Origin of the sequence: Mesorhizobium sp. M1078 (assembly GCF_040318615.1) — a bacterium.
GTDB lineage: Bacteria > Pseudomonadota > Alphaproteobacteria > Rhizobiales > Rhizobiaceae > Mesorhizobium.
In genome coordinates, this window is sequence record NZ_JAMYMP010000001.1 from 418,854 (window position 1) to 431,043 (window position 12,190).

General features: G+C 63.3%; 7 protein-coding genes. 4 read left to right on the top strand and 3 right to left on the bottom strand.

Annotated features, from left to right (window positions below; translation table 11 throughout):
* Positions 1 to 13 precede the first annotated feature (13 nt).
* Both NKH38_RS02125 and NKH38_RS02130 read left to right on the top strand, forming a co-directional pair.
* On the top strand, positions 14 to 1,237 hold the full coding sequence (locus NKH38_RS02125; RefSeq protein WP_023714036.1) for a lytic murein transglycosylase: 1,224 nt from the start codon (positions 14 to 16) through the stop codon (positions 1,235 to 1,237).
* Between the two features lie 102 nt (positions 1,238 to 1,339).
* Positions 1,340 to 2,545 (top strand): SGNH/GDSL hydrolase family protein, encoded by a 1,206-nt coding sequence (locus tag NKH38_RS02130; protein WP_352758774.1) that lies wholly within the window; start codon positions 1,340 to 1,342, stop codon positions 2,543 to 2,545.
* Here the strand turns inward: NKH38_RS02130 and NKH38_RS02135 are convergent.
* Both NKH38_RS02135 and gltB read right to left on the bottom strand, forming a co-directional pair.
* Entirely contained in the window at positions 2,542 to 3,996 is a 1,455-nt protein-coding gene (locus NKH38_RS02135) for a glutamate synthase subunit beta (RefSeq protein WP_023671207.1), read from the bottom strand. The two genes, NKH38_RS02130 and NKH38_RS02135, sit on opposite strands and share 4 nt — an antisense overlap.
* Positions 3,997 to 4,136: 140 nt before the next feature.
* Positions 4,137 to 8,888 (bottom strand): glutamate synthase large subunit, encoded by a 4,752-nt coding sequence (gene gltB, locus NKH38_RS02140; RefSeq protein ID WP_352758777.1) that lies wholly within the window; start codon positions 8,886 to 8,888, stop codon positions 4,137 to 4,139.
* 509 nt (positions 8,889 to 9,397) lie between these two features.
* Between gltB and NKH38_RS02145 the strand changes: the two genes are divergently transcribed.
* Positions 9,398 to 10,447, top strand: a complete 1,050-nt coding sequence (locus tag NKH38_RS02145; RefSeq protein WP_023728416.1) for a threonine aldolase family protein — start codon at positions 9,398 to 9,400, stop codon at positions 10,445 to 10,447.
* An 18-nt stretch (positions 10,448 to 10,465) separates the two neighbouring features.
* A complete protein-coding gene (locus NKH38_RS02150; protein ID WP_352904328.1) occupies positions 10,466 to 11,362 on the top strand; it encodes an MBL fold metallo-hydrolase in 897 nt (298 codons plus the stop codon).
* On the opposite strand, the gene NKH38_RS02155 is transcribed toward NKH38_RS02150, so the two are convergent.
* Positions 11,359 to 12,123: a sulfite exporter TauE/SafE family protein gene (locus tag NKH38_RS02155; RefSeq protein WP_352443490.1), complete on the bottom strand. Its 765-nt coding sequence runs from the start codon at positions 12,121 to 12,123 to the stop codon at positions 11,359 to 11,361. The two genes, NKH38_RS02150 and NKH38_RS02155, sit on opposite strands and share 4 nt — an antisense overlap.
* Positions 12,124 to 12,190: the final 67 nt, after the last annotated feature.

The following is a 12,190-nucleotide window of genomic DNA, read 5'->3' on the forward strand; positions in this document are numbered from 1 at the left end:
GAAAGGGGAAAATATGTCCGTTCGCAGTGCCGCAAAACTCTTTACCAGCGTGCTGACGGCGGCCAGCCTCTCGCTCGCCTTGCTGATGCCGGCCGGACCGGCCTTCGCCGATGCCGGGTTTCGGCAATGGGTCGCCGGCTTCCGCGCCACCGCCGTGGCGGGCGGCGTTTCCGGCGCGGTCTACGACCGGGCGTTCCGGGGCATCAATGAACCCGACCCGGTGGTGCTGGAAAAGGCACGCACCCAGCCCGAATTCACCGCACCTGCCTGGGACTATTTCGACAACCGCGTCCACGACCAGTCCGTTGCCGTCGGCCAGCAGATGGCCAGGAAATGGAAGCCGTGGCTGGAACGGATCGAGGCGAGGTTCGGCGTCGACCGCTACATCCTGCTCGCCATCTGGTCGATGGAATCGAATTATGGCGAGATCCTCAAGCGCGACGACATCATGCGCAATGTCATCCGCTCGCTGGCAACCCTCGCCTATGGCGACCCGAAGCGTTCGAAATTCGCCCGCACCCAATTGGTCGCCGCGCTGAAAATCCTGCAGACCGGCGACATCGACGAAAGCCACCTGATGGGCTCCTGGGCCGGCGCCATGGGCCAGACCCAGTTCATCCCGACCAGCTACCAGCATTATGCCGTCGACATGGACGGCAACGGCAAGCGCGACATCTGGAATTCGATCCCCGATGCGTTGGCGACATCAGCCAATCTGCTGAAGAAGAATGGCTGGCAGGGCGGCAAGACCTGGGGCTACGAGGTTACCATTCCAGCGGGCAAACTGCCTGCCGGCTCGAAGACATTGGCGCAGTGGCAGGCCCTCGGCGTGGCCAGGGCCAATGGCAAGCCTTTCAAGAACGCAACCGACAAGGCGACGCTGAAAGTGCCGGACGGCCGCGGCGGACCGGCATTCCTGATGATCAAGAACTTCTCCGTCATCAAGGCCTACAACAACGCCGACAAATATGCCTTGGCCGTCGGCCTTCTTGCCGACGAAATCGCCGGCTCTAACGGTCTGGTGCAGGACTGGAAGCGGCCCTTCACCAAACTGTCCTTCGAGGAAAGGCAGGAGTTGCAGAAGCGGCTTTCGCAGCACGGACTTTACGACGGCAAGTTCGACGGCAAGATCGGTGACGGCACGAAAACCGCCATCATGACCTATCAGGCAACGGTCGGCTTGACCCAGGACGGGTATCCGAGCATGGAAGTGCTCAAATGGCTCAGAAAGAAATAGAGCCGGCGACGGCAGCTTGCATTTGCGACGCAAGGGATGCCGTAGCATCGGTCTGTGCATGATCCCCTGCGAGGGCCATGCACCAAGGGATGGAGAGGGTGCTTGGTTTCGGCAGCGCGTATCCGTGTGATCGTTTTCCGCTTGCCGATCCTCGTTCTGGCCATCGTCGTCCTGGCGACGGGGGTCGCCGGCACTTTCCACACACCGGCTTTGGCGCAGGAACAACCGCAGAACCGCGGCTGGTCGCTGCGCGACCTTCTGTTCCCGCGCCGCAGCGAACGCATCGAGCCGCCGCTCGACGTCCGCAAGGCAAAGCCGAAGGTCAAGAGGAAGCCCCGTGCACCCGTTGAACCTTCCGCTCCGATTGTCGAGAAGACACCGGATGCCCGCGTCGTTCTGGTGATCGGCGATTTCATGGCCAACGGCCTGGCCGAAGGCCTCGAAACAGCCTTTGCCGACAATGCCAACGTCAGGATCGTCGAGCGCGCCAACGGTTCTTCGGGTTTCGTGCGCGATGATGTCTACAACTGGCCCGAACAGGTCAAATCGCTGGTCGAGACCGAAAAACCCTCCGTGGTCGTCGTCATGCTCGGCTCCAACGACCGCCAGCAGATGCGCGTCAACGATGTGCGCGAGCAGCCGCGCTCCGAGAACTGGACCAAGGAATACGAACGCCGGACCGAAGCCTTGGGAAAGGCACTGGCGGCGACCAAGGTGCCTTATCTGTGGGTCGGCATGCCAGCCTTCAAGACGCCGAAGATGACCTCCGACATGCTGGCATTCAACGACATCTACCACTCGGCTGCCGAGAAGAACGGCGGCGAATTCGTCGATGTCTGGGATGGGTTCGTCGACGAGAACGGCGCCTTTGTCTCGACCGGCCCCGACATTAACGGCCAGGCCGTGCGGCTGCGCTCCGACGACGGCATCAACGTCTCGAAAGCCGGCAAGCGAAAGCTCGCCTTCTACACCGAAAAGCCGCTGGCCAAGATCCTCGGCCTGGCAGCGCCGGGAAGCGTGGTGACGGCTGCCGCACCGGCCGGCGCCCCGGTCGAGGCGCCGTCGCTGCCCGCCGCCCCGATCGTGGTCGACCGCACCGTTCCAATGCTGCTCAATGATCCGGCGCTCGACGGCGGTACCGAACTTCTCGGTGCGGCGGCGGCGCCGAAAGCCAATCCGGATCTGCCCGGCGAAAAACTAATCCTCGAAGGCAAGGCGCCCGAGGCCTCGCCCGGCCGCGCCGACGACTTCTCGTGGCCGCCCAAGGCCGCTGCCGCGACGGATACGACGACGGCGATCAACCGTTAACGGGGGAGTACCGTCGACCCCATCAGCGCTTCATCGATCGAGCGCGCGGCCTGGCGGCCTTCGCGGATCGCCCACACAACCAGCGACTGGCCGCGGCGCACATCACCTGCGGCGTAGAGCTTGTCGACGCTGGTCTTGTAGTCGCGATCGTTGGCTTCGACATTGCGGGAACGGCGGCTGTCCGTGGTGATTTTCATCTCACCGTCCAGCTCTTTCGCGACGCCGGCGGCAGCCGGTCCGGCAAAGCCGATGGCGATGAAGGCGAGGTCTGCACGGATGACGAATTCGGTGCCGGCGATCGGCTTGCGCTTCTCGTCGACTTCGCAGCATTTGACGCCGGTCAGTTGGCCGTCCTCGCCGATGAATTCGAGCGTCGCCACCTGGAATTCGCGCTCCGCACCTTCGGCCTGTGAGGACGAGGTGCGCATCTTGGTCGCCCAGTAAGGCCAGACCGAAAGCTTGTCTTCCTTCTCCGGCGGCTGCGGGCGGATGTCGAGCTGGGTGACGCGCACCGCGCCCTGGCGGAAGGCGGTGCCGACGCAGTCGGACGCGGTATCGCCGCCGCCGACGACGACGACATGCTGGCCGCCGGCGATGATCGGATGCGACGGCCAGGCCACCGACTGGATCGGCTCGCCGCCGACGCGACGGTTCTGCTGCACCAGATAGGGCATGGCGTCATAGACGCCGCCGAGATCGTCGCCCGGAATGTTGGCCGGACGCGGCGATTCCGAACCGCCGCAATAGAGCACCGCATCGTATCCGGCGAGCAACTCTGCCACCGGCTTGTCGACGCCGACATTGACGCCGCAATGGAAGGTCACGCCCTCGCCCTGCATCTGCTCGATGCGGCGGTCGATATAGTGCTTCTCGATCTTGAAGTCGGGAATGCCGTAGCGCATCAGCCCGCCGGGACGGCTCTCACGCTCATAAACGCTGACCTCGTGGCCGGCGCGGCCAAGCTGCTGCGCCGCCGCCATCCCTGCCGGGCCGGAGCCGATGACAGCGACCCGCTTGCCCGTCTTCTTCTCTGGCGGATAAGGCCGGATATGGCCGGTTTCATAAGCCTTGTCGGCGATTGCCTGTTCGACAGTCTTGATGGCAACCGGAATGTCCTCGAGGTTCAGCGTGCAGGCTTCCTCGCAGGGCGCGGGGCAGATGCGGCCGGTGAACTCGGGGAAATTGTTGGTCGAATGCAGGTTGCGGATCGCATTGTCCCAGTCGCCATTGTAGACGAGGTCGTTCCAGTCCGGGATCTGGTTGTGGATCGGGCAACCGGTCGGCCCGTGGCAGAACGGGATGCCGCAATCCATGCAGCGCGCCGCCTGTTTCTCGACCTCCTTGTCCGACATCGGCAGCGTGAATTCACGAAAATGCCGGATGCGGTCGGAGGCCGGCTGGTACTTGTGCACCTGCCGGTCGATTTCGAGAAAGCCTGTTACCTTGCCCATAGTCCAGTTCCTGCTGTCCAGATGGTGCGGTTTTCGCACCCGTTAACCCCTTGAGGCAGCCGTGGCAACCTTGCGTCCGAGGTCAAACTGTCGCTGAAAGTTCCGCCGGGAAGCCTGCGCCTCCCGGCAAGTCGAAAAACCTATTCCGCCGCCACGCCCATGCGCATGCGTTCCATCTCGATCAGCGCGCGGCGGTATTCGACCGGCATGATCTTGCGGAATTTCGGCCGGAAGGTCGTCCAGTCGTCGAGTATCTCGCGGCCGCGTACCGAACCGGTGAAATGGACGTGGTTCGAGATAAGCTGGTAAAGCCGTTCCTCGTCATGGGTGGTCATGTCGCCCGAGACGTCGACGCGACCCTTGTGGTCGAGGTCACCGCCATGATGCAGCAGCCTTTCCATCAGATCGTCTTCTTCCGGAACCGGCTCCAGCTCGACCATCGCCATGTTGCAGCGCGCGGCGAAATCGCCGGCCTCATCCAGAACATAGGCCACGCCGCCCGACATGCCGGCAGCGAAGTTGCGACCGGTCTGGCCGATGACGACGACGATGCCGCCGGTCATGTATTCGCAGCCATGATCGCCGACGCCTTCAACGACGGCGGCGACGCCCGAATTGCGCACCGCGAAGCGCTCGCCGGCGACACCTGCGAAATAGGCCTCGCCCTCGGTCGCGCCATAGAGGACGGTGTTGCCGACGATGATCGATTCCGCCGCGACGATCCTGGACTCCTCCGGCGGCCGGATGACGATGCGTCCGCCCGACAGGCCCTTGCCGACATAGTCGTTGGCCGCACCGACGAGATCGAACGAGATGCCGCGCGCCAGGAAGGCGCCGAACGACTGGCCGGCGGTGCCGGTCAGCTTCACCTGGATCGTGTCCTCGCGCAGGCCCTTGTGCCTGAAGCGCTTGGCGACTTCGCCCGACAGCATGGCGCCCGTGGAGCGATCGACATTGCGGATGTCGACCTCGATCTTGACCGGCTGCTTGCTTTCGAGCGCGGGCTTCGCCAGTTCGATCAGCTTGCGATCGAGTACATCGTCGATCGGGTGTTTCTGCCGTTCGGTCCAGTGCACCGCCTCATGCGGCGCGTCCGGCTTGAAGAACATCTTGCCGAAATCGAGCCCACGCGCCTTCCAATGCTGGATCATCTCGCGCTTCTCCAGCAGGTCGCTGTCGCCGATGATCTGGTCGATATGGGTGTAGCCCATCTCGGCCAGCAGCCCCCTCACCTCTTCCGCAACATAGAAGAAGAAGTTGATGACATGCTCGGGCGTGCCCTTGAAACGCTTGCGCAGAACCGGGTCCTGCGTCGCGACGCCGACCGGGCAGGTGTTCAAGTGGCACTTGCGCATCATGATGCAGCCGGCCGCGATCAGCGGCGCGGTCGAGAAGCCGAACTCGTCGGCACCGAGCAGCGCACCGATGATGACGTCGCGCCCCGTGCGCAAGCCGCCATCGACCTGCAGTGCAACGCGCGAGCGCAGCCCGTTCAGCACCAGCGTCTGGTGCGTCTCGGCAAGGCCCATTTCCCATGGACTGCCGGCATGCTTGAGCGAGGTCAGCGGCGACGCGCCGGTGCCGCCATCATAGCCGGAGATGGTGATGTGGTCGGCGCGCGCCTTGGCGACGCCCGCCGCAACCGTACCGACACCGACTTCCGACACCAGCTTTACCGAGACGTCGGCCGCCGGGTTGACGTTCTTCAGATCGTAGATCAGTTGCGCCAGATCCTCGATCGAATAGATGTCGTGATGCGGCGGCGGCGAGATCAGGCCGACGCCGGGCGTCGAGTGCCGGACCTTGGCGATGGTGGCGTCTACCTTGTGGCCGGGCAGCTGGCCGCCCTCACCGGGCTTGGCGCCCTGCGCGACCTTGATCTGCATGACATCGGAATTGACGAGATACTCGGCGGTGACGCCAAACCGCCCCGAGGCGACCTGCTTGATCGCTGAACGTTCGGGGTTCTTGCCGCCGCCGGGCAGCGGCAGATAGCGGTCGGCCTCTTCGCCGCCCTCGCCGGTGTTCGACTTGCCGCCGATCTGGTTCATGGCGCGCGCCAGCGTCGTGTGTGCCTCGCGCGAGATCGAGCCGAACGACATCGCCCCGGTCGAGAAGCGCTTTACGATATCGGCCGCCGACATCACGTCCTCTATCGCCACCTTCTTGCGGCCGGTCTCTTCCGCAAGCTTGATCCTGAACAGGCCGCGTATGGTCTGAGCACGGGCCGTCTCGCTGTCGATCTGCGCGGAATACTCCTTGAACGTCTCCCACGAGCCCTGACGCACGGCGTGCTGCAAGGTGGCGACGGCGTCGGGCGACCACATATGGGCTTCGCCGCGCATGCGGTACATGTACTCGCCGCCGACCTCGAGGCTGTTGCGCAGCACCGGATCGTTGCCGAAACCGTCGGTGTGGCGGCTGAGCGTCTCGGCCGCGACCTCGTCAAGGCCGACACCTTCGATCAGCGTCGCTGTGCCGGTGAAGTACTTCTCGACGAAATCCGACTTCAGCCCGATGGCGTCGAATATCTGCGCGCCGCAATAGGACTGATAGGTGGAGATGCCCATCTTCGACATCACCTTGAGGATGCCCTTGCCGATCGACTTGATGTAGCGCGAGACCACCTCGTAGGCGTCAACCTCAGCCGGCAGTTCGCCACGCTTGTGCATGTCGAGCAGCGTATCGAAGGCAAGGTAGGGGTTGATCGCCTCGGCGCCGTAGCCGGCGAGACAGCAGAAATGATGCACTTCGCGCGGCTCGCCGGATTCCACGACCAGGCCGACCGCGGTGCGCAGACCCTTGCGGATCAGATGGTGGTGCACGGCAGCCGTCGCCAGCAGTGCCGGAATGGCGATACGGTCGGGACCGACCTGGCGGTCGGACAGGATGATGATGTTATAGCCGCCGGCGACAGCGGCTTCCGCCCGCTCGCACAGACGTTCGACCGCGCCCTGCATGCCGGCAGCGCCCTCGCTCGACCCGTAGGTGACGTCGATGGTCTTGGTGTCGAAACGGTCCTCGGTGTGGCCGATCGAGCGGATCTTTTCCAGATCGCCATTGGTCAGGATCGGCTGGCGCACTTCGAGCCGCTTGCGGCGCGAATTGCCGACCAGGTCGAAGATGTTCGGCCGCGGCCCGATGAACGACACCAGGCTCATCACCAGCTCCTCGCGGATCGGGTCGATCGGCGGGTTGGTGACCTGGGCGAAATTCTGTTTGAAATAGGTGTAGAGCAGCTTCGACTTGTCCGACATCGCCGAGATCGGCGTGTCGGTGCCCATCGAACCCACGGCTTCCTGGCCGGTGGTCGCCATCGGCGACATCAACAGCTTGGTGTCTTCCTGCGTGTAGCCGAAAGCCTGCTGGCGATCGAGCAGGCTGACATCCTTGCGCAGCGCGCGCGGCTCGACCGGCTTCAGATCCTCGAGGATCAGCTGCGTGTTGTTGAGCCAAGTCTTGTAGGGATGCCTGGTGGCGATCTCCGACTTGATCTCCTCGTCGGAAATGATGCGGCCCTTGGCGAGGTCGATCAAAAGCATGCGGCCGGGCTGCAGCCGCCACTTCTTGACGATCCTCTCCTCCGGCACCGGCAGCACGCCGGCCTCTGACGCCATGATGACGCGGTCGTCGTCGGTGACGATGTAGCGCGCCGGCCGCAGCCCGTTGCGGTCGAGCGTGGCGCCGATCTGGCGGCCGTCGGTGAAGGCGACCGCGGCCGGCCCGTCCCACGGCTCCATAAGCGCTGCATGGTATTCGTAGAAAGCCTTGCGATCGGCATCCATCAGCTTGTTGCCGGCCCAGGCTTCCGGGATCAGCATCATCATGGCGTGGCTGAGGCTGTAGCCGCCCTGGAACAGGAATTCGAGCGCATTGTCGAAGCACGCCGTGTCGGACTGGCCGTCATAGGAGATCGGCCACAGCTTGGAGATGTTGTTGCCGAACAGTTCGGAATCGACCGAGGCCTGGCGCGCCGCCATCCAGTTGTTGTTGCCGCGCACCGTGTTGATCTCGCCATTATGCGCGACCATGCGGTAGGGGTGCGCGAGCTTCCATGACGGGAAGGTGTTGGTCGAGAAGCGCTGGTGGACGAGGATCAGCGCGGTCTCGAAACGCGGATCCGACAAATCCTTGTAATAGGCGCCGACCTGGTAGGCCAGGAACATGCCCTTGTAGACGATGGTACGCGCCGATAGCGACACACAGTAGGCGCCGATATCCTTGTTGTTGTTCTCGGCGTAGATGCGGCCGGAAATCACCTTGCGCAGCAGGTACAGCCTGGCCTCGTATTCCTCGTCATCTGGAATGTCCGATGTGCGGCCGATGAAGACCTGGCGATGGAACGGTTCGGAGGCCGCAATATCGGGCGCCTTCGACAGCGATGAATTGTCGACCGGCACGTCGCGAAAGCCGAGCAGCGGCAGCCCTTCTGACTGCGCCGATTCGGCGATGATCTCTTCGATATGGGCGCGCAGTGCCGCATCCTGCGGCATGAACCAGTGGCCGACGCCGTATTGGCCTGCCGCCGGCAGTTCGACGCCCTGGGCCGCCATCTCTTCGCGGAAGAAATGATCGGGAATCTGCACCAGCACGCCGGCGCCGTCGCCCATCAGCGGATCGGCGCCGACAGCGCCGCGATGCGTCAGGTTTTCGAGCACGAAGAGCCCGTCCTTGACGATCTGGTGCGACTTCACGTTCTTCATGTTGACGATGAAGCCGACGCCGCACGCGTCATGCTCGTTGCGCGGATCGTAGAGACCCTGCGCGGCCATGCCATTGGTGGTCAGGCCGTTGGTGGTCTGGCCTTCTTTGGTCAGAACGGTATTTTTAACGGCTGCCGCTTTCGTCTGCGCGGCCTGGCCGATAATCGCAGATGGCGTCAGTTCCGTCATCGTCCTGTCCTCCGTTCCGGCCCCTTGCACGTCTAGCATTTGGGGCGCTGGTCTACCTTGGGAAGCGACTGGCTTCCGCTCTCATCTTGCGGCACGTCTTTTCGAAATCCTTGGCGGACCGTGCGGTGCACCGCCGGTTCGTATCCGGTATCGTACAGGCCACAGCCGAGCCGTCTACCCGTCGCTCGCGGCAACGGCCGGAGTGGCCCAAATGATACGCCAATCCAGCCTGACTTGTGCGACAAAATAAGACAGCACTACTGTCCTAAATTTTTTATGTCAGAAATCCTGGGCGTACACAAGACCGATTCACCAAATTCTTGGACGTTTGGCGACAGAAAATTACGTCGGGCGCTGTCGAAACGAAATTTCGGTCCCGGCACTCCTTCGTGATCGCCTTTGGCTTTACCGCTTTTTCAGCCCTTGGCCCTTGCGCGTCAAACCCCGAAACGGCCATGGTCGCGCTCTTGTCGCAACCAGACTTTCTCAACCAGACAGGGACTTTCCTGATGTTCTTTGCATCCGACAACTGGGCGGGCGTCCATTCCAACATTGCCGCCGGGCTGTCAGCCAACGCCGGCGGCTTTTCGACCGCCTATGGCGATGGCGATCTCGACCGCGCCGTCTACCAGCGTTTCAGCGAGATCTTCGAACGCGAGGTCGCGGTGTTCTTCGTCGCTACCGGCACGGCGGCCAACTCGCTGTCCCTGGCCGCTTACAACAAGCCCGGCGGCATTTCCTTTGCGCACCGCGAATCGCACATCATCGAGGACGAATGCGGCGCGCCGGAATATTTCAGCGGCGGCTCGCGTCTCCATGCTGTCGACGGCGCCCTGGGCAAGATCGACCCGCACAATCTTGAACGGGCCGTCGCCCGTTTCGCACCCGAAATCGTCCATTGGGGACGCCCGACGGCCGTCTCGATCACCCAATCGACCGAAGTCGGCACAGTGTACGGGCTCGACGACATTTCCACCATTTCGGAGATCGCCAAACGCTTTTCCCTGCCGCTGCATATGGACGGCGCCCGTTTTGCCAACGCATTGGTCGCGCTTGAGACGACGCCGGCCGAAATGACCTGGAAGCGCGGCGTCGATATCGTCTCGTTCGGCGGCACCAAGAACGGCTGCTGGTGCGCCGAAGCGGTGGTGCTGTTCGATCTAGACCGCGCCAAGGAGCTGTCCTTCCTGCGCAAGCGCGCCGCACAACTGTTCTCCAAGTCGCGCTTCATCGCAGCGCAGTTCGACGCCTACTTCACGGACGGCCTGTGGCTGGACATGGCCCGTCATGCCAATGCCATGGCCGCGCGCCTGGCGGCTGCGATCGAGGATTCGGCAACGGCTAAGCTCGCCTGGTTGCCGCAGGCCAACGAGGTGTTCGCGGTGATGAAAAAGGCGGAAGCCGAAAGGCTGCAATCCCTCGGCGCCGCCTTTTACGACTGGCACAGGCCGCACGGCTTCGACGGCCATGTCGGCGACGACGAGTTGCTCTATCGCTTCGTCACGAGCTTTGCCACGACTTCAGATGAGGTCGATCGCTTCGGGCAGATGATCGCCTGAACCCGCGAGACCGCGCCAATGACAAAGCCACCTCTCGGCTCAACCATGCGGCTGGTTCGCCCGGCGCCAAACGTGCTCGGCTTCTACGATGGCCGCGTTGACGGCGTTCGCGCCTGGTCGGACGAGCCGAACTGGCTGGACGACGGCGCCTATGCCCTCGGCATCTGCACCTATGCGATGGTCGATGGCTCGCAGGCGCTTGTCTACGACACGCATATTTCGCTGCCTCACGCGCGCTTCATCAGGCAGACGCTCGAAGACATGGGCGCAACATCGATCCGAGTCGTGCTCAGCCACTGGCATGACGATCATATTGCCGGCAATGAGGTGTTTCAGGATTGCGAGATTATCGCCAACACGCTCACCGCCTCGGCGCTCGCGAACAACCGGGCGGAGATCGAAAGCAGTGTTCCACCGATCAAGCCTCTCGTGCTGCCGAACAGGACCTTCGAAGGCGGTCTTGACTTCACCGTTGGATCGATCGCCGTCGAGCTGCGTCAGGTCGAAATCCACAGCCATGACGGCACGGTGCTGTTCATGCCTGGGAACGGCCTGCTGCTGGCGGGCGACACGCTCGAGGATCCAATCACCTATGTCAGCGAGGCGGATCGGCTGGCGCAACATCTGGTCGATCTCGAACGCATGAGCGGGTGGCCGATAGACCGCATCTTGCCCAATCACGGCTCGCTCGAAGCGATTGAGCGAGGCGGCTACGACAAAGGCCTCATCGCCGCCACGCAAGCCTACGTTCAAAAACTGCTTCGCTGCCGGCATGAGCCTGATCTTGCGAAGCAGGATCTGAAAACCTTCGGCGCCGACATGTTCGCCACGGGCGCGGTCGAGTACTTCGCGCTGTACGAGCCCGTCCACCGGCAAAACGTCGAGGCCGTTCTCGCAACCGGCACCGGTCGCTAAGCAAGGAAAGGCCGCGCCAAAAGCTCGAGGCCAAGCAAGATCAGGAAAATAAGAAACCAGCGCCGGAAGGTCGCCGGGCTGATCCGCTGCCGGAGCAACTGTCCGAGCCACATGCCGAGCAAGGCCGGCGCAACCGCCAGCGACGACATGGCGACATGCCCGACCTGGAACGCGCCGTGCGAGGCAAGGCCGGCAGCGAGCGCGATCGTCGACACGGTGAAGGACAGGCCGAGCGCCTGGATCAGATCGTCACGGCTCAAGCCCAGCGCCTGAATGTAAGGTACAGCGGGCACGACGAACACGCCGGTGCCGCCGGTGACGAGGCCGGTAAGGAAACCGACGATGGGCGACGACCATCGCTCGGCTGACGCGGGAACCGTCAACTGCCGCGCCAGCAGCGTATAGACGGCATAGACGATCAGCGCCGCCCCGAGGCCGGCCGTCGTCCATTTGACATTGTCGCTGGCCAGCAGCCATGAGCCGGCCAGCGTGCCGGCGACGATGCCGACCATCATCAGCCACAGCCGCCTGAGGATCCAGCCGAAGCTCGGGCCGGCAAACAGCTGCCAGATATTGGTGACGAAGGACGGCACGATCAGCAGCGAAGCCGCGGCGACCGGCGGCATGATTGTGCCCAGCAGCCCCATCGCCAACGTCGGCAGTCCCATACCGGTAACGCCCTTGACGATGCCGGCCAGCAGGAAGGTCACCGCAATGGTTGCCGTTAGGGCCAGGGAAAAATCAGCCGAGAGATCAGACATTGCCCTTCATGGGAAGGCGGCGCCCGCCGCAAAAGAGCCAGAACTCTTCGGTTGGGGACCTGACAGA

Coding starts and splice junctions, on each gene's coding strand:
- NKH38_RS02125 (WP_023714036.1), top strand. CDS start 14: ATGTCCGTTCGCAGTGCCGCAAAACTCTTTACCAGCGTGCTGACGGCG.
- gltB (WP_352758777.1), bottom strand. CDS start 8,888: ATGACGGAACTGACGCCATCTGCGATTATCGGCCAGGCCGCGCAGACG.
- NKH38_RS02155 (WP_352443490.1), bottom strand. CDS start 12,123: ATGTCTGATCTCTCGGCTGATTTTTCCCTGGCCCTAACGGCAACCATT.
- NKH38_RS02145 (WP_023728416.1), top strand. CDS start 9,398: ATGTTCTTTGCATCCGACAACTGGGCGGGCGTCCATTCCAACATTGCC.
- NKH38_RS02135 (WP_023671207.1), bottom strand. CDS start 3,996: ATGGGCAAGGTAACAGGCTTTCTCGAAATCGACCGGCAGGTGCACAAG.
- NKH38_RS02150 (WP_352904328.1), top strand. CDS start 10,466: ATGACAAAGCCACCTCTCGGCTCAACCATGCGGCTGGTTCGCCCGGCG.